Genomic DNA, 17,797 nt, shown 5'->3' on the forward strand with positions numbered 1-17,797 from the left:
GGCGGGCAGAACCGCCCATCGCGGACCGCGGCATCTTGGCCGCGAGATCACCACACCGCCCGAACAACAAAAAGCCCGCGCCAAAGGGCGGGCCTTCATCAGACCGTCAGCTCGGTCAGCGAGATGTTTTGGAGCGGGCGAAGGGGCTCGAACCCTCGACCCCGACCTTGGCAAGGTCGTGCTCTACCACTGAGCTACACCCGCATCCGAAATGGCGGCGATCGCTCGCCGGCAACGGCAGACCTATGCCAAATGCTGTCCGTGAATGCAACACAAGAGCGCGGTCCGAACTTCACGAAATCGCACGGTTTCCTTAAAAATTGACCCCGAATCGGCCAAAACCAGTCGTCGCGACGATTTCTTTTTACGTTTCGGCCGGAACCAGCCTCAGAGCCATCTCGTCGCGGAGCGATTCGAGCCAGATCTCGAACCAGCCGGTCAGCGTCTGCGCCAGTTCGACGCGGCGATCCGCGTCGCAATCGAACATGGCCCACCACTCGATGAAGGCCCGATCGCCGTCGACCACCGGGGTCACCCGCAGGGTCGCGCTGAAATCCGTCACCGGCAGGGTCGGCGGACCGGCAAATTCGTAGGTCTGCAAGCGCTCGACATCGGACTGTGCGAGCAGCCGCTGCCGGATCCGCCGTTCCCGGTACAGGACATTGCGCACGGCCCCGACGGTGTCGCCGGACTTCCCGTCCTCGATCTCGCTGCTGCCCGCGCCATGGACCCAGACCGGGTAATTGTTGAAATCACGGATGATTTTCCAGACCTCGCCGGCCGGCTGCTCGAACACGGTGCTGTAATAGGCCTTTGCCATGGGCGATCCCCTGCTGCGATGAAGGAGTGCCATCATCGGCCGTTCGGGGGCGCGGGCCCACCCGATCTCCGATGGAACAGGCCGGGCAGGAAACGATTGAATTTTGCTTGGGTGACCGCCATTTAGGCTGACAGAACGGCTGAACGAGCCGCTCGGAGCGTGGTAGAACGCCCCCGGGATTTCCGACCTCAGAAGCAGGCGAGGACAACGTGACGATAATGGAGCAGGGCGGCCCCACGCCCCAGGCAGCGCCCGATCTGATCAAGGAGACGACGACCCAGACCTTCGTCAAGGACGTCATCGAGGAATCGCGCCGCCAGCCGGTCATGATCGACTTCTGGGCGCCGTGGTGCGGTCCCTGCCGCCAGCTCACACCGATGCTGGAGAAGGCGGTTCGCAACGCAAAGGGCCGGGTCAAGCTGGTCAAGATGAACATCGACGAGCATCCGCAGATTCCCGGCCAGATGGGTATCCAGTCGATCCCGGCCGTGATCGCCTTCGTCAACGGTCAGCCCGCCGACGGCTTCATGGGCGCGGTGCCGGAGAGCCAGATCAACGCCTTCATCGAGAAGATCACCAAGGGCGTGCCCGCCGCCGGCGAGCCCAATCTCGCCGAGATCCTGGCCGAGGCCGACGCCGTGCTGGCCGAGGGCGATGTCGAGGGTGCGGCGCAGATCTATGCCGAAGTGCTGGCGCACGACGCCACCAACATCGCGGCGCTGGCCGGCCTCGCCAAATGCTACGTCACATCGGGCGCGGTCGAGCAGGCCAAGCAGACGCTCGCGATGGTGCCGGAGGCCAAACGCAATGACGCCGCGGTGAAGGCGGTGCAGGCGGCGATCGATCTCGCCGAACAGGCGCAGTCCGTCGGACCGATCGCGGAGCTGGAACAGAAGGTCGCCGCAAACCCGCTCGATCATCAGGCCCGGTTCGATCTCGCGACCGCGCTCAATGCAATGAACAAGCGCACGGAGGCGACCGAGCAGCTGCTCGCAATCGTCAAGCGTGACCGCAAGTGGAACGACGACGGCGCGCGCAAGCAGCTGGTGCAGTTCTTCGAGGCCTGGGGCGGCACCGATGAGGCAACCGTCGAGGGGCGCAGGCGGTTGTCGACGATTCTGTTCTCGTAAAACACACCCGTCACAGCAGCGGGACCGCAGATGCCGATCAATGCCGAATATCGCGGGCCCGGCGAGCTCCCCGAGGTGATCCCGGTGTTCCCGCTGCCTGGCGCGCTGCTGCTGCCGCGCGGCCAGATGCCGCTCAACATCTTCGAGCCGCGTTATCTCGCGATGATCGACGACGCGCTGCGCGACGGTCACCGCCTGATCGGCATGATCCAGCCCGACGTGGCGCATTCGCAGAACGAGGCGAAGCCGGCGCTGTTTCGCATCGGCTGCGTCGGCCGCATCACCCAGCTCGCCGAATCCGGCGACGGCCGCTACATCCTCGAACTGACCGGCGTCGCACGCTTCAAGGTGGTCGAGGAGCTGAACGTGCAGACGCCGTACCGGCAGTGCAAGGTCGACTTCTTCTCCTTCACCGGCGACTTCACCGCGCGCAAGGGCGAGGACGCCGTCGACCGCAAGGCGCTGCTGGAAGTTCTCGCCGATTTCCTGGAAGCCAACAATCTGAAGGTCGACTGGGAGGGCATCGAATCCGCGCCGAACGAGGCGCTGGTCAATGCGCTGGCGATGATGTCGCCCTACGGTCCCGCCGAGAAGCAGGCGATGCTCGAGGCACCCGACCTGAAGACCCGCGCCGAGATCCTGATCGCCGTCACCGAAATGGACCTCGCCAAGAAGCGCACCAGCGGCGACCCGCCGGTGCAGTAAGGCTGCGGCCAGACGGATCAGCGATCGCGAAGCTGCTTGCGTCCGGTGAACATCGCGCGCACCAGGTTCTGACGCTGCAGCAATCCGACCGCGATGACTCCGAGCACGTGCAGCCCAACCAGGATGATCACCGCATCCGAGGCATAGGCGTGGGTGTCCTCGATCCACCAGACGCCGAAGAAGGTGACGGTGACCTCCATTGCGCCCGTGATCGCGGACACCGCGAGCGTGAGCAGCAGCGCGACCAGCATCACGGTGCCCGCGGGATTGAGCCCGATATAGCGACCGGTGATGCCGCCAGATGAAACGCGGCGCGGCGCGCAACCTGACTCCGAGCTTGCCGAAACGCGCATAGCGGGTGCCGGCAAAGCCCCAGATCACCCGGAACGCCAACAGGGCGATCACGGAATAGCCCGCCAGCCGGTGCAGCCGGTCATGGACGTTGGGCGTCACCCATGCGACCAGGACGAGGATGGCGAGCGCCCAGTGCCAGAGCCGCAGCGGCAGGTCCCAGACCTGCACGCTGGTGGCGCCGCGGGCGCCGGGCGCCGCCTTCGTCATCGCGTCTGCTTCACTCGGCGATTCAATTCGCGGTTCACTTGGCGATCGTGTGCTTCAGGCTGAGATCCTCCGGACTGTAGAACAGCTCGTAGAGCTTGCCTTCCTTGACGCCATAGACTTCGTAGCAGGAGCCCTCGACCTTCGAGCGGCGCACCTCGTAGCCCGCCGCCTTGGCCTTGGCTTCGGCATCGGTTGCCGGCTTCCATGACGCCTTGTCGAGCTTGGTACAAGTCTTGTAGCCGTCGGCGAACGCTGCCGATCCCGCAAACCCCAGAACGCACACTGCAAGCACAGCGCTCAGAATCACTCTCACGCGCATCTCCCCTCCGTTGACGATCATGCCCACAACGCCATCGCGCCGAGCACATGCGTGAACAATGCCGAGGTGATTGCCAAGTCAAGGAAGCGCCAACGCGGCACGCTTTAGAGAAATTCTAACGGTCGCGAAAACCGCTTTGCGCTCCACGCGCAATTTGGGCTTGAGCGCCTGCTGCGGCCTTACGCCTCAGGACGCGGCACCGACCATTGCGAGACGAATTGCGGGGCGTTCGGCTGTGGCCGAGGCCCGCCCACCGATCATCTGAGCGACTTTCTCGCTCTGGACCGCGGGGCTGAAGTGGAAGCCCTGCACTTCCACGCAGGCGTCGGCGCGCAGGATGTCGAGCTGCTCCCTCGTTTCAACGCCTTCGGCCGTCGTCGTCTTGCCGAGGCTGACGGCGAAGCGAACGATCGCGCGCGCGATCCGGCGCGACTCGTCGGTTGCGCCCGAGAGTTCGGACACGAAGCTGCGGTCGATCTTGACCTTGTCGAACGGAAACTTCTGCAGGAAGCTCAGCGACGAATAGCCGGTGCCGAAATCGTCGAGCGCGATCCGCACCCCGAGATCATGCAACTGGCTGAGCGCCGCAAACACCGCTTCGCTGTCCTGGATGATCGCCGTTTCGGTGACTTCGAGCTCGAGCCGTCCTGGCGAAACGCCGGAGCTCGCCAGCGCGTGCACGATCACCGGGACCAATTCCGGGCTCCGGAACTGCACCGGCGACAGATTGATCGCGATCTTGAGGTCGTCGGGCCATTTGGCGGCTTCCGCGCACGCGGTGCGCAGCACCCATTCGCCGAGCGGCACGATCAGGCCGGTCTCTTCCGCCAGCGGGATGAACTGCGCCGGCGAGACCATGCCGCGCTCTGGATGATGCCATCGCAACAGCGCCTCGAAGCCGCAGGTCTCCCCGCTCGCCACATGGATGAATGGCTGATAGTGCAGCTCGAACTCGCCATTGGCGAGCGCGCTGCGCATGTCGCGTTCGAGGCTGCGCCGGGTTTGCAGCAGCCGGTCGAGTTCCGGCTCGAAGAAGCGGAACGAGCCGCGGCCACAGCTCTTGGCCGAGTAGAGCGCAAGATCGGCGCTGCGCAGGACCTCGTCGGAGGAGGTGCCGTCACGTGGCGCGATCGCAATCCCGATGCTGGTCGTGGTGGTCACCCGATGATCGCCGAGATCGATCGGCTCGCTGAGCGCCTTCCTGATCCTCTCGGCGAGCACTCCGGCTTCCGTGACCGGATCGGTGACGTAGTCGATCACTGCGAACTCGTCACCGCCGAGCCGTGCGATCAGCGTGGTATCGCTGACGCACCTGCGCAACCGCGCGGCCACCGACTTGAGCAAAGCATCGCCGGCCGGATGCCCGAGGGTGTCGTTGACGTCCTTGAAGCGGTCGAGATCGAGCATCAGCACCGCAAGGCTCGGTCCGCCGCACCGCGCGCCGGAGAGCGCCTGCTCCATCCACTCCTTGAGCAGCACGCGGTTCGGCAGATCGGTCAGCGCGTCGTGCTGCGCCATATGGGTGATCTTGGCCTCGGAGCGCCGCTGTTCGGTGACGTCACGATGCGTCGCGACCCAGCCGCCGCCGGGCATCGGCTGCCGCGTCACGCAGATCAGCCGGCCGTCCGCGAGCTCGTCGACCCGGCTGCTGATCTCGTCGGCCGGCAGCGCGTTCAATGTCGCGAGCACCTGGGTCGCGGCGCTGTCGCTGGTCTCGCCCTTGAGAATGCCGTTGGCGATCCGATGCGTGATGATTTCGCGATGGGCGGTGCCGGGCAGCAGCAGTTCGGGCGGCAGCCGGTACATCTTGGCGTAGCGCTCGTTGCACACGACGAGGCGCTTCTCCGCATCGAACATGCAGAGGCCCTCGCCCATGTGGTTGATCGCGGTGTCGAGCCGGAGCCGCTGTTCTTCCAGTTCCTTCTGCGAGGCCTCGACTTGCTGCCGGGCCAGCGAGAGCTGGCTGATGATCTCCTCGAAGCGGCGGGTGCGAAGCGCGAGACGCCGATCGGCGAGCACACCGACCAGGCTCATCCCGAGCACCGAGAGCGCCACGCCCGCGATCACGATGGCGAGGAAGGCGGGAGAGAGCGACAACGCCGCCGGCGCCAGCAGCGGGTCCGGAACGATCTCGACCGCGCCCATCGCGGTGAAATGGTGCGACACGATCGCAAGCGTCAGCAACAGCGCCGCGACGAGCGACATCCAGCGATCCTGATAGCGGACCGCGACCGACAGCGCGGCGTAACCGAACAGCATGCCGAGCACGATGGAGGCCGCCACGAGGTCGAGCGACCACACGACATGGCCCGGCACTTCCAGTGCCCACATTCCGAGATAATGCATGCTGGCGATGCCGGCTCCGATCACCGCGCCGCCGGCCGGCGCACGCCAGGAGCCGGAGTCGCTGGCGGCAAGGCCGAGTCCGCCGGACGTCAGCATCATCGCAACCGCGAGCGACAGCGCCGTGAGGACGATACCGTAGCCGGTCGGCACGCCCGGCTCGTAGGCGAGCATGGCGATGAAATGCGTTGCCCAGATGCCGTAGCCGATCGCGGCTCCCGCAATCGCGATCCAGATCAGCCGCGTCCTCGCCTGCGACGCGATCGCGCGGTGGAAGATGTTGACGGCGACAATGCTCGCAACGAAGCAGACCAGGCCGGCGAGCAGTACGAGCCGCCAGTCATGCTCACCTGAAAGACACGTAAGAACACGAAACATGCGTCGGTCCATGGTTGTCCGCGCGGACAAGCTAGGCCGATTGAATTGTCTTCTCGATAATTTTCTACAACTTTCAGTGGCATGGTTATCCGCGCGTAAGCCGATTCCACACGGAATTTGATGGCTCTATAGATTCTGCACACCCCTGCGATTGCGTGCCCTCAACGCTCGAGCGGAACGAGGACGGTTTCGCCGGTTGCGACCAGCGACGCCCCGCCCTGTTCGGTCTCCACGAGTAGTAGCGCTGACGATGGTGATGGTGATGGTGATGGTGATGCTCCGGCCGGCGCGATCATCATCATGATCTTCCGCGCTAGTAGCCGGCGGCGGCGAGCGCCACGACGGCGCTCATCGCCATCCAGCCGAAATGCCGGCCGCGGGTCGCGACCGCATTGGCGAGCGCGGCGCTGCCGAACACGATGGCAAGCGTGGCCACGATCCAGTGCCGCGCGGCATCGGAGGCCATCGCGGGCGCGGCGACCAGCAGCACGCCGCCGCCGATCCAGGCGACCGTGCCGGCCTGATAGACGAGGCGAAGCAGCAGACGCAGCCGCGGAGGTTCGACGGTGGCGCGCGCGAAGATTTTGGTCTCGCCGAGAACGCCATGGATCAGGCTGACCAGGATGGCGATGACACCGGCGCCTTGCAGCAGAAGATCACGCATCGTAACGCCTCCATACAGTACTGTATGGATAGGACACCGCCGACTGGCGCCTGTCAATACACTTGTGTATGGTCGAGACGCGGAACGGGAACCATGACGGAACAGCTCTCGGTCAAGGACTGGCTCGATCAGGGCCTGAAGACGCTGGCGAAGCACGGCTTCACGGCGCTCAAGGCCGAGCCGCTGGCCAAGGCCATGGGGGTCTCGCGCGGCAGCTTCTACTGGCATTTCGCCGATATCGGCGCCTACCGGACCGCGATCCTCGACCATTGGCGCGAGGTCGCCGCCGAGCAGGTGATCGCCGAACTCGAGACCATTCCTGAAGGCGGTGACGCGCTGGCGCTGCTGCTGCGCCGGACTTTCTCGGCCCGGATGGCGCTGGAACGCGCGGTGCGCAGCTGGGCCACCGCCGATGCCGCGGCGCGCGCCGCCGTGCTCGAGGTCGACCGGCGCCGCATCGGTTACATCGAAACCCTGCTCCGGCATGCCGGATTCCCCGACGACGTGGCGCGCGGCCGGGCGCAGATCTTCTACTGGGCTTTCATCGGCTACGCGCTGTCCGAACAGACGCTGCCGAAGCCGCGCCAGCAGGCCGCGATCGACGAGCTGTTGCACCTGACCAAGCGCTGACAGCCCGCCTCGGAATATGCTAGACGACGGGCAACCGGAGACCGCAATGAATTCGACGACTGATCATCTCGAAAGCACCGCCGACCCAAAACTGCTCGAAATCCTGGTGTGCCCGATCACCAAGGGACCGCTGGAGTTCGACGCCGCGCGGCAGGAACTGATCTCGCGCTCCGCAAAGCTTGCCTATCCGATCCGCGACGGCATCCCGATCATGCTGCCGGAAGAGGCGCGCAAGATCGATTGATGCGCGCGCTCGTCACAACGCTGCTGCTGCTCGTCTCGGTGGCGAGCGTGGCAGCCGACGAGAGCACGCTGCGCATCGGCGCCATCGACGCGGTGCTGACGGTGCCGCCCGACATCGCAAAACCGCCGGTGGCGCTGCTGATCGCCGGCTCCGGCTCGACCGACCATGACGGCAACGGGCCGCAGCTCAAGCCGGCGACGTTGAAGAAGCTCTCCGAGCAGCTGGTCGCACGCGGCATCGCGACGCTGCGTTATGACAAGCGCGGCGCCGGCGAATGGAAGAAGGAGTTCGGCCGTCCGGAGGACTTTCGTTTCAAGGACTATGTCAGCGACGCGGCGGCACTGATCGACTATCTGCGCGGCAGCGGCAGGTTCGCTCATGTTGCGGTGATCGGGCACAGTGAGGGCGGCCTGGTCGCGATCCTCGCCGCGCAGCGCGCGCCGATCGACCGGCTGGTGCTGCTGGCAACGGCGGCGCGCAAGCAGGGCGTCGTGTTGAAGGCGCAGCTCGAAAAGCAGCTGCCACCGGACAAATTCGCACCGGTCGGAAAGGCCATCGACGACATCATGGCCGGGCAGATCGTCGATCCGCCTCCGGCGGGACTGGCGATCGCGCCTGCGATGCAGCCCGCCATTGCATCCGCCTTTACCGAGGATCCGATCGATCCGATGAAGAAGATCACCGGGCCGACGCTGATCGTCGCGGGCGGCCGCGACCATCAGCTCGCGCGGCTCGACTTCCTCGCGCTGACCACCGCCGATATCGCGGCCACATCATTGTGGTTGCCGGAGATGAATCACCTGCTGGTCGACGTCACCGACGCGGCGGACGATGTGGCAAGCTACAATGAGCCGGAGCGTCCGCTCGATCCCGACCTGATCGACGCGGTGGCCGGCTTCATTTCACAGTAGTGAGCGGATGCGCGGTGAAGCCGTAGCCCTACAGCGCCTCGCCCTTCAGCAGCCGCGGTACTTCGCCTGACAATCCTGCGGCCTGGCGGATGAACATGCTCTTGAGCGGCGGCGCGCGATCGACGAGGCCGAGACCGATATCGCGCACGGTGCGCAGCAGTGTCGATTCGTTGGAGAACAGGAAGTTCAGCGAGTTGGTCGCAACGCCCATCGCCATCGTGTCGAAGCGCCGCCAGCGCTGATAACGCTCGAGCACGTCGGCCTGTCCGAGATCCATGCCGAGCCGTGCCGCATCGACCACGACCTCGGCCAGTGCCGCGACATCCTTCAGGCCCATGTTGAGCCCCTGTCCTGCGATCGGATGGATCACATGCGCGGCATCGCCGATCAGCGCCAGGCGTTCGGCGATGAACGAGCGCGCGACGAAATAGCCGAGCGGGAATGCGCGCGGTTTGTCGAGCGGCTTGATCTCGCCGAGATGCAAACCAAAGCGCCGCTCGAGCTCGGATTGGAATTCCTCTTCGCTCAGCGCCGTGATGCGCGCGGCATCCTTGCGCGTTTCGGTCCACACCAGCGACGAGCGGTTGCCGGTCAACGGCAAAATTGCGAACGGGCCGGCAGGCAGGAAATGCTCCTCGGCGCGGCCGTGATGTTCGCGCTCATGGCCTACGGTGACCACGATGCCGGATTGGTCGTAGTCCCAGCCATGGGTCGCGATCCCGGCGCGCTCGCGCAGCTTCGACCGCGCGCCGTCGGCGGCGACCAAGAGGCTCGCTTCGATATCGGTGCCGTCGGCCAGCCGGACGCTGACGCCGTCGGGCCGCGCGTCGAAGCTCGACACCGCGGTGGCGCGCAACTCGACGCCCTCGGCTTCGGCGCGGGTCGCCAGCGCATCGATCAGATAGCGGTTCTCGACCATGTGGGCGAACGGCTCGCCGGGCTCGACGTTGCCGGCGAAGGTCAAAAACACCGGACGGGTGGCATCCTCCAGCTTCGAATCGGTTACGACCATGTCGGTGATCGGCTGCGCGGTCGGCGCCACCTGCCCCCAGACGCCGAGGGTCTCGAACAGCCGCCGGCAGGCCGCCACGATCGCGGTCGCGCGCGGATCGCGGCTCGGGCGCTGGCTCAGCGCCGGATCCGCCACGATCACCGGAACGTCCGGCCCAAGCCCCTGACGCAACGCCACGGCCAGCGCCAGCCCCGCAAAAGCGCCCCCGCAGATCACGATACTTCGTTGTGCCGGCATGCCTTTTCCTTACGCGCCCCGCGCCGTCAGACTGTGCTTGCTACCTGATATTAGCTGGGCGAAACAGGGGGCAGAAACAAGGTCCTCGACCTTAACGAACGTCATTCCGGGGCGCGCGCAGCACGAGCCCGAATCCATCAGGCCGCATGTTCCGTGGATGAATGGATTCCGGGCTCCCGCTTCGCGAGCCCCGGAATGACGAAAGAGAGCCCCATGTCCAAGAGCCTGATCGACCTGTTGTCCATCCTCGATCTCGAGCAACTCGAGGTGAATTTGTTCCGCGGCAACAGCCCGAAGACGAGCTGGCAGCGGGTGTTCGGCGGCCAGGTGATCGGCCAGGCGATGGTCGCGGCCTGCCGCACCGTCGAGGGCCGGCTGCCGCACTCGATCCATTGCTATTTCATCCTGCCGGGCGATCCGCAAATTCCGATCATCTACCAGGTCGAGCGGCTGCGCGACGGCAAGAGCTACACCACCCGCCGCGTCACCGCGATCCAGCACGGCAACGCGATCTTCTCCATCATGGTCTCGTTCCACGCCGAGGAAGAGAGCAACTTCAATCATCAGGAGAAGATGCCCGACGTGCCGCCGCCGGAGAAGCTGACCGCGGAGGAAGTCTCGAAGCAGCCGATGTTCAAGGAAATGCCGGAGTTCATCCGCCGCTACTATGAGAGCGACCGGCCGATCGAGCTGCGCCCGGTCGAGCTCGGCCGCTATTTCGGCCAGCAGATCGACGACGGCCGCATCCATGTCTGGATCCGCACCGCGGCGAAACTGCCCGACGATCCGGCGCTGCATCTGTGCGCGCTGGCCTATGCGTCGGACTTCTCGCTGCTCGATGCCGTGATGGCGCGCTACGGCCGCACGCTGTTCGACCGGCGCATGATGCCGGCGAGCCTCGATCACGCGATGTGGTTTCACCGCCCGTTCCGCGCCGACGAATGGCTGCTCTACGCGCAGGATTCGCCGAGCGCACAGTCAGGCCGCGGCCTGACTCGCGGCCAGATCTTCAAGCCCGACGGCACGCTGGTGGCGTCCGTCGCACAAGAAGGCTCGGTGCGCGAACGCAAGTAATCCTTAGCTAGCTGCGTAGGCGCCGCGCTCGGTCAGCGCGAATTGCGAGATGAACCAGTTGGCGTACCAGCGCAGCACCCACGGAATCGGGATCAGGAATCCGAAGCCGACGGTCAACACGATGGTTCGCCACAGCACATCGAGGCCCGAGGCATTGAAGGTGACCTCGCGGCGTGTGCCCTCGACGTTGCGGCAGATCCAGCGCAACCACGCCGTCATCACCCAGGCCCAGCCGATGATGGTGATAGCCGCGACCACCATCAGCACGTACCAGCCGACATACACGGCCGGGCTGCCCTTGAACGAGATCGGCAGCTCTTGGCCGCTCGAGCTGAGACGGCTGAAGATCCAGCGAACGATCATCCAGCTCAGGAAGCCCTGCAGCAGCAGCGAGAGCAGCGTGACGATGTTGCTGTTGGCCGCTCCGGCATAGGTCAAAAGACCGAGCACGATGAAGACGTACCAGATGTCGAGCGGCTGCCCGGTGAAGCCGAGATGCGGCCGGCCCGGCACGCGGATATAGGGAATCGCGAAGCGATACAGGCCGGTCGCGGTCCACGGCGCCGGGATGACGAAAATCTGACCGATGAACATCAGCAGGCTCCGCCCGAACAGGCCCCAGATCGGGAAGTCGGCCGAGAGCGCCCCGCCGCTATAGCTGCCGGATGCGGCCACCGGCGGCGGTCCGCCGGCTTGCGGGAACGCCGGCGGCGCACCGGCGCTCGGAACAAGGCCGGGGATCTCCCCGGCCTTCTGCCAGCCGGCCATGCCCTCGGTCCACACCAGGGTATCGGCGCCCACCATGCCACGGGTGATCAGGTCGCGGAGCTGAGCTTCAGGCAAGGGGCCCTTTTGCTGGCCTTCGGATGCATAAAACCAGTTTCGATTCGACATTTTCTTGATTCCTCGGGGCGCGGGTGCACGCGCTGTGGCGAGAGCGAGCCAGCGGGAGCGCCGGCCGGGGCGGGAAAGCCATATTCTGGCCTGCGGTTGTCGTCCCGTACAGTGACGGAGTTCACGCGCTGCGTACGTTTTCCCCTTCAACCTGCAACTTTTTTATGCCATTTGCCCAGAAAGCTGCCAGATTTGGTGGCGGCAAACTGCCGCTCTGGCGGTGGGACATGCAGGCTCGGACACGGCAAGTGCCGCTCCGGGGACGGGCACACACGGAAAACCTCAAGGGAATGAAGGCCTGAACCATGAAACTCGTCGTCGCGATCATCAAACCGTTCAAGCTCGATGAGGTGCGCCAGGCCCTGACCGCGATCGGCGTCCACGGCATGACGGTGACCGAGGTGAAGGGCTATGGCCGCCAGAAGGGCCACACCGAGATCTATCGCGGCGCCGAATACGTCGTGAATTTCCTGCCCAAACTCAGGATCGAGATCGCCGTCGACACCGCGCTCGCCGAGAAGGCGGTCAGCGTCATCACCGAGCACGCCCGCACCGGCCAGATCGGCGACGGCAAGATCTTCGTGACGCCTATCGATCACGCCCGGCGCATCCGCACCGGCGAGACCGACAACGACGCGCTCTGAGTCTCGGAGCATGGTCCGGAAAAGTGGACGCCGGTTTTCCGAAAAGACCATGCTCAAACAAAGAAACTAGATCACCGCCGCCAGCGATGCCGGCACACACCAAAAGCAACGTAAACAAACCACGACACGCCGGGGAATGATGATGGGGGCACGAGCTCTTCGTGCAGCGATATCAGCTGCGCCGATCACCGCTGCAATGCTGCTCTCGTGGGGCACGCCGGCGTCGGCGCAAGACTCCGGCGCCTCCGCCATCAACCCCGCCGACACCGCCTGGATGATCGTCGCCACTGCGCTGGTGCTGATGATGACGATCCCGGGGCTCGCGCTGTTCTACTCCGGCATGGTGCGCAAGAAGAACGTGCTGGCGACGATGGCGCAGAGCCTCGCCGCGGTCGCGATCATTTCGATCCTGTGGGTCATCTTCGGCTATTCGCTGACCTTCGTCGGCACCGGTCCATGGCTCGGCTCGCTCGACAGCTGGTTCCTGGCCGGCATCACGATGGACAGCGTCAATCCGGCGGCAAAGACCATCCCGGAAGCGCTGTTCATGCTGTACCAGATGACGTTCGCGATCATCACGGTGGCGCTGGTTGCCGGCTCGGTCGCCGACCGCATGCGGTTCTCCGCCTATGTGCTGTTCTCGATCGGCTGGTTCATCTTCGCCTATGTGCCGCTGGCGCATTGGGTGTGGGGCGGCGGCTTCCTCGCCTCGATGGGCGTGATGGATTTCGCCGGCGGCCTCGTCGTGCATCTGTCCGCCGGCATCAGCGGCCTGGTCGCGGCCAAGGTGATGGGCAACCGGCATGGCTATGGCCATGACAATCTGTCGCCGTTCGACCTGTCGCTCGCGGTGGTCGGCACCGGCCTGCTCTGGGTCGGCTGGTTCGGCTTCAACGGCGGCTCGGCGCTGGCGGCCAATTCGCGCGCGGTGATGGCGATCACCGCAACGCACCTGGCGGCCTGCGCCGGCGCGCTGACCTGGGGCGCCATCGAATGGGCGACGCGCCGCAAGCCGTCCGTGCTCGGCATGATCTCGGGCGCCGTCGCCGGGCTCGGCACCATCACTCCGGCATCCGGCTTCGTCGCGCCGTGGCACGGCATCATCATCGGCATCATCGCCGGCCTGGTCTGCTTCTGGGCCTGCACCTGGCTGAAGCATCGCTTCCAGTACGACGACTCGCTCGACGTGTTCGGCGTGCACGGCATCGGCGGCCTGACCGGCACGCTGCTCGCGGGTATTTTCGCCACCGCCGCGATCGGCGGCACGTCGGGCCTGCTCGAGGGAAATCCGGGGCAGCTCCTGATCCAGCTCTACGGCGTCGTCGTCACGCTGGTCTGGTGCGGCGGCATCACCTTCGTGCTGCTCAAGCTGGTCAGCGCCTTCGTCCCGCTGCGCGTCTCGATGCAGCAGGAGCTGGAGGGTCTCGACATCTCGCAGCACGGTGAAGCGCTCCAGTAGCAGCCGAGCTCGTGTCGCGGACGAGATGGGCGCTGCCGGGACAAATTCGTAAAACAACCCCATGCACAGTACCCGGGCGCCGCGAAACTCACGCTTCACGTGACGGTTCAGGCTTGCGCGACACATAAGTATGTGCTTATGTGTTGGCATGGTCGATACCGATATCTTCAAGGCACTGGCCGATCCGACCCGCCGCAAGGTGTTTGAGAAGCTGGCCGGCGGCAGCCTGAACGCCAGCGCCTTGCGCGACGGACTCGAGATCAGCCAGCCGGCGATGTCGCAGCATCTGGCAGTGCTGCGCGCGGCCGGACTGGTGCGCGAGCAGCGGCAGGGCCGCTTCGTCAACTATGAAGTCGACCCGGACGGGATCGCCAGCATCGGGACCTGGCTCGCCCGCTATCGCGCCTATTGGCCGAAGCGCATCGAGGCGCTCTCCGACCTCCTGAAGGACATGGATCAATGAGCAACACGGTTGAGCCTGACGCGGACGCAGCTCTGGTGATCGAATACGAGCTCGACGCACCGCCCGAGAAGGTATGGCGCGCCGTCACCATCCCAGCCCTGCGCGAGCGCTGGCTGCCGGACTGCGATCTCGCCGGCGCTGAACCTCTATCATCGATCACGGGTGAAGAGGTGCGTTACCGGCTGCGCGATGCCGAGCCGCCGTTTCGCGAGAGCGACGTCACCTTCCGGATCGAGCCGAACGAGGCCGGTGGCACCCGGTTTCGCATCATCCAGCAAGCCTGCGACCAGCGCGCAAACCAGCCGCAAGCGGCAAACAGCAACAGCCGCACGCTGATGCGCGCGGCCTGATCCCGCGCTTCACTCGCTGAGACTTCACCACCTGCTGAAAAGGGAGGTCGCCGATGCGCGACATGATGCAACTCGTCCCGATGGTCGTCGAACAGTCGTCGCGCGGCGAACGCTCCTTCGACATCTATTCCAGACTCTTGCGCGAGCGCATTATCTTCCTGAACGGCGAGGTCAATGATGCGATGTCCGGGCTGGTCTGCGCCCAGCTGCTGTTCCTCGAGGCCGACAACCCGAACAAGCCGATCAACCTCTACATCAACTCCTATGGCGGCGTGGTCACCAGCGGGCTTGCGATGTACGACACGATGCAGTTCATCAAGGCGCCAGTGCACACGCTGTGCATGGGCACGGCGCGGTCGATGGGATCGTTCCTGCTGATGGCCGGCGAGCCCGGTCACCGCGCCGCGCTTCCGAATGCCAGCCTCCACGTGCATCAGCCGCTCGGCGGCTTCCAGGGCCAGGCCTCCGACATCCAGATCCATGCCGCCGAGATGCAGGCGACCAAACGGCGCATCATCCGGCTGTATGCGCAGCACTGCCGGCGCACCGAGGCGGACGTGGAGCGGACGCTGGACCGCGATCACTTCATGTCCGCGGAGCAGGCGCTCGAATGGGGATTGATCGACAAGGTTTTTGCAGCCCGCGACGCCGCCTAATGGCCCGGCATTTCCTTATCTCAATACCGTGGCCTGCACCGCGACTGAGCAGAATTGTGTCCAGACCCTGGCTTGCTCACGAATTAGGCCAATCTGATTAGATTTTAGGCGCGACGGAATAGCGCAGCAGCACCGAGCTCCCGCAATGCGGGAAAAGGTCCGGATTCATAATCCATTAGCGAACCGGAGCCGTTTGGCACGGCATTTGATTCTAAGGGTCCCGGCTGTGCCCGCGTAGTGGATGTCCTCCGCGTGGTGAACCTCAGTCGAAACTCCCGGTGTTCGTTCGCACCGGGCCCAAGCGGGGATAGGACTCATGAAAATTGTTATGGCGATCATTAAGCCATTCAAACTGGAAGAGGTCCGTGACGCCCTGACCGCCATTGGCGTTCACGGTCTCACGGTGACGGAAGTCAAGGGGTACGGCCGTCAGAAGGGCCACACGGAAATCTATCGGGGCGCCGAATATGCGGTGAGCTTCCTGCCCAAGATCAAGATCGAGGTCGCAGTCGCCTCCGATCAGGTCGACAAGACCATCGACGCCATCACCTCCGCCGCCAAGACCGGACAGATCGGCGACGGCAAGATCTTCGTCATCAGCCTCGAGCACGCCGTACGCATCCGCACCGGCGAGGCCGATGCTGCGGCCCTCTGATTTCGCGCTCAAACCTTTAAGACCTCAGGAGTGAAATAACATGACGTTCAAGCGTCCCTATGGCGCGGGACTGGCGGCCCTCGCAGTCGGCCTGTTCGCCGCAACCGCCGCCTACGCCGAGCCAACCGTCAACAAGGGCGACAACGCCTGGATGCTGACATCGACGGTGCTGGTGCTGTTGATGACCATCCCGGGCCTCGCGCTGTTCTATGGCGGTCTCGTTCGTTCCAAGAACATGCTCTCGGTGCTGGCACAGGTGTTCTACACCGTCTGCATCGTCACCGTGCTCTGGGCCCTCTACGGCTACAGCCTCGCCTTCACCGGCGGCTCCGACTTCATCGGCGGCTTCTCCAAGGCCTTCCTGATGGGCGTCACGCCGGACTCCAAGGCCGCGACCTTCTCGGTCGACGCCAACATCTCGGAGCTCGTCTATATGTGCTTCCAGATGACCTTCGCGGCGATCACGCCGGCCCTCATCGTCGGCGCCTTTGCCGAGCGTATGAAGTTCTCGGCGATCGCGCTGTTCATCCCGATCTGGGTCACCGTGATCTACTTCCCGATCGCGCACATGGTCTGGTACTGGCCGGGCCCGGACGCGATCCAGGATGCCGCCAAGGCGCTTGCCGCCGCGGCTGACGGCGATGCCAAGACGAAGGCGCAGGCCGCCCTCGACGCGGTCAATGCCGATGCGGGCTGGATCTTCAAGAAGGGTGCGATCGACTTCGCCGGCGGCACCGTCGTGCACATCAACGCCGGCATCGCCGGCCTCGTCGGCGCGCTCCTGATCGGCAAGCGCACCGGCTACGGCAAGGAGCTGATGGCTCCGCACTCGCTGACCATGACCATGATCGGCGCTTCGCTGCTCTGGGTCGGCTGGTTCGGCTTCAACGCCGGCTCCAACCTCGAAGCCAATGGCGGCGCTGCGCTCGCCATGACCAACTCCTTCGTGGCCACGGCTGCGGCGGCGCTGGCCTGGATGTTCGCGGAATGGATCATCAAGGGCCATCCCTCGCTGCTCGGCGCGCTCTCGGGCGCGGTCGCGGGCCTCGTGGCGGTGACGCCGGCGGCCGGTTATGCCGGTCCGATGGGCGCCATCGTCCTCGGCCTCGTGGTCGGCGTGGTCTGCCTGTTCTTCTGCACGGTCGTGAAGAACGCGCTCGGCTATGACGACTCGCTCGACGTGTTCGGCGTCCACTGCGTCGGCGGCATCATCGGCGCGCTGGGCACCGGCATCCTGGTCAACCCGGCGCTCGGCGGTGCGGGGATCATCGACTACACCGCGATCCCGCCGAAGGTTGCCGACTACGACTTCGCGGCGCAGATGATCTCGCAGTGCTGGGGCGTCGCCACCACGCTGGTGTGGTCGGGCATCGGTTCGGCGATCCTCTACAAGATCGTGGACGTGATCGTCGGCCTGCGTGCCAACGTCGAGACCGAACGTGAAGGCCTCGACATCACCGAACACACGGAGCGCGCCTACAACATGTAAGAGGTTCTCCCGGGGCGCGACCTCCCCAAGCGGTCGTTCCCAGAACTACGGTCCGGGCACATACCCGGCAATGTCCGGACCGTTGAGGGGCTCCAGCGCAAGTTGGAGCCCCTTTCTTTTTCCGCGGCTTGAGAAAATAATGTCGGAATTGCCCGTCAT

The 17,797-nt window shown here is 65.0% G+C and carries 19 protein-coding genes, 1 tRNA gene and 1 pseudogene; 13 read left to right on the forward strand and 8 right to left on the reverse strand.

Annotation, left to right across the window (positions count from 1 at the left end):
• Positions 1–129: 129 nt before the first annotated feature.
• Positions 130–204 (reverse strand) — tRNA-Gly (locus ACVISU_RS20945).
• A gap of 160 nt (positions 205–364) precedes the next feature.
• Positions 365–820, reverse strand: coding sequence for an SRPBCC family protein (locus tag ACVISU_RS20950; protein ID WP_456708178.1), 456 nt, complete (start codon positions 818–820; stop codon positions 365–367).
• A gap of 209 nt (positions 821–1,029) precedes the next feature.
• Between ACVISU_RS20950 and trxA the strand changes: the two genes are divergently transcribed.
• Positions 1,030–1,950, forward strand: a complete 921-nt coding sequence (gene trxA / locus ACVISU_RS20955; protein WP_456708179.1) for a thioredoxin — start codon at positions 1,030–1,032, stop codon at positions 1,948–1,950.
• Between the two features lie 30 nt (positions 1,951–1,980).
• Complete coding sequence (locus ACVISU_RS20960) at positions 1,981–2,655, forward strand: LON peptidase substrate-binding domain-containing protein (RefSeq protein WP_050401328.1); 675 nt, start codon at positions 1,981–1,983, stop codon at positions 2,653–2,655.
• A gap of 17 nt (positions 2,656–2,672) precedes the next feature.
• Here ACVISU_RS20960 and ACVISU_RS20965 read toward each other — a convergent pair.
• From ACVISU_RS20965 to ACVISU_RS20980, 4 genes and pseudogenes are all read right to left on the reverse strand, one after another.
• Positions 2,673–3,216, reverse strand: a pseudogene (locus tag ACVISU_RS20965) (cytochrome b/b6 domain-containing protein).
• Between the two features lie 34 nt (positions 3,217–3,250).
• A complete protein-coding gene (locus ACVISU_RS20970; protein WP_456708180.1) occupies positions 3,251–3,535 on the reverse strand; it encodes a PepSY domain-containing protein in 285 nt (94 codons plus the stop codon).
• Between the two features lie 186 nt (positions 3,536–3,721).
• On the reverse strand, positions 3,722–6,256 hold the full coding sequence (locus ACVISU_RS20975; protein ID WP_456708181.1) for a bifunctional diguanylate cyclase/phosphodiesterase: 2,535 nt from the start codon (positions 6,254–6,256) through the stop codon (positions 3,722–3,724).
• A gap of 313 nt (positions 6,257–6,569) precedes the next feature.
• Positions 6,570–6,920, reverse strand: a complete 351-nt coding sequence (locus ACVISU_RS20980) for a hypothetical protein (RefSeq protein ID WP_456708182.1) — start codon at positions 6,918–6,920, stop codon at positions 6,570–6,572.
• Between the two features lie 93 nt (positions 6,921–7,013).
• On the opposite strand from ACVISU_RS20980, the gene ACVISU_RS20985 reads away from it, so the two are divergent.
• Genes ACVISU_RS20985 through ACVISU_RS20995 form a run of 3 tightly spaced genes read left to right on the forward strand, consistent with a single transcriptional unit; the run spans position 7,014 to position 8,705 of the window.
• The gene (locus ACVISU_RS20985) at positions 7,014–7,550 is read left to right on the forward strand and encodes a TetR/AcrR family transcriptional regulator (protein WP_456708183.1); all 537 of its coding nucleotides are present in this window, start codon (positions 7,014–7,016) and stop codon (positions 7,548–7,550) included.
• Between the two features lie 46 nt (positions 7,551–7,596).
• Complete coding sequence (locus ACVISU_RS20990) at positions 7,597–7,794, forward strand: Trm112 family protein (protein ID WP_018269337.1); 198 nt, start codon at positions 7,597–7,599, stop codon at positions 7,792–7,794.
• Positions 7,794–8,705: an alpha/beta hydrolase family protein gene (locus ACVISU_RS20995; RefSeq protein WP_456708184.1), complete on the forward strand. Its 912-nt coding sequence runs from the start codon at positions 7,794–7,796 to the stop codon at positions 8,703–8,705. The genes ACVISU_RS20990 and ACVISU_RS20995 overlap by 1 nt, the downstream gene beginning before the upstream one ends.
• A gap of 28 nt (positions 8,706–8,733) precedes the next feature.
• On the opposite strand, the gene ACVISU_RS21000 is transcribed toward ACVISU_RS20995, so the two are convergent.
• A complete protein-coding gene (locus tag ACVISU_RS21000; protein WP_050401320.1) occupies positions 8,734–9,954 on the reverse strand; it encodes a ubiquinone biosynthesis hydroxylase in 1,221 nt (406 codons plus the stop codon).
• A gap of 213 nt (positions 9,955–10,167) precedes the next feature.
• On the opposite strand from ACVISU_RS21000, the gene tesB reads away from it, so the two are divergent.
• Positions 10,168–11,028, forward strand: coding sequence for an acyl-CoA thioesterase II (tesB, locus tag ACVISU_RS21005; protein ID WP_456708185.1), 861 nt, complete (start codon positions 10,168–10,170; stop codon positions 11,026–11,028).
• A 3-nt stretch (positions 11,029–11,031) separates the two neighbouring features.
• On the opposite strand, the gene ACVISU_RS21010 is transcribed toward tesB, so the two are convergent.
• Complete coding sequence (locus ACVISU_RS21010) at positions 11,032–11,922, reverse strand: DUF4339 domain-containing protein (RefSeq protein ID WP_456708186.1); 891 nt, start codon at positions 11,920–11,922, stop codon at positions 11,032–11,034.
• Between the two features lie 305 nt (positions 11,923–12,227).
• Between ACVISU_RS21010 and ACVISU_RS21015 the strand changes: the two genes are divergently transcribed.
• From ACVISU_RS21015 to ACVISU_RS21045, 7 genes are all read left to right on the forward strand, one after another.
• The gene (locus tag ACVISU_RS21015; protein WP_050401317.1) at positions 12,228–12,566 is read left to right on the forward strand and encodes a P-II family nitrogen regulator; all 339 of its coding nucleotides are present in this window, start codon (positions 12,228–12,230) and stop codon (positions 12,564–12,566) included.
• Between the two features lie 142 nt (positions 12,567–12,708).
• On the forward strand, positions 12,709–14,025 hold the full coding sequence (locus tag ACVISU_RS21020) for an ammonium transporter (protein WP_050401347.1): 1,317 nt from the start codon (positions 12,709–12,711) through the stop codon (positions 14,023–14,025).
• 148 nt (positions 14,026–14,173) lie between these two features.
• Positions 14,174–14,488 carry an ArsR/SmtB family transcription factor gene (locus tag ACVISU_RS21025; RefSeq protein WP_016841428.1) on the forward strand — a complete coding sequence of 105 codons (315 nt, stop codon included), beginning with the start codon at positions 14,174–14,176 and terminating at the stop codon, positions 14,486–14,488.
• Positions 14,485–14,838 carry an SRPBCC family protein gene (locus ACVISU_RS21030; RefSeq protein WP_456708187.1) on the forward strand — a complete coding sequence of 118 codons (354 nt, stop codon included), beginning with the start codon at positions 14,485–14,487 and terminating at the stop codon, positions 14,836–14,838. The genes ACVISU_RS21025 and ACVISU_RS21030 overlap by 4 nt, the downstream gene beginning before the upstream one ends.
• Positions 14,839–14,891: 53 nt before the next feature.
• Positions 14,892–15,494, forward strand: coding sequence for an ATP-dependent Clp protease proteolytic subunit (locus ACVISU_RS21035; RefSeq protein WP_456708188.1), 603 nt, complete (start codon positions 14,892–14,894; stop codon positions 15,492–15,494).
• Between the two features lie 316 nt (positions 15,495–15,810).
• Complete coding sequence (locus tag ACVISU_RS21040; protein WP_029080945.1) at positions 15,811–16,149, forward strand: P-II family nitrogen regulator; 339 nt, start codon at positions 15,811–15,813, stop codon at positions 16,147–16,149.
• A 40-nt stretch (positions 16,150–16,189) separates the two neighbouring features.
• Positions 16,190–17,638 (forward strand): ammonium transporter, encoded by a 1,449-nt coding sequence (locus ACVISU_RS21045; protein ID WP_050401314.1) that lies wholly within the window; start codon positions 16,190–16,192, stop codon positions 17,636–17,638.
• Positions 17,639–17,797: the final 159 nt, after the last annotated feature.

This window comes from Bradyrhizobium sp. USDA 4452 (genome assembly GCF_054063575.1).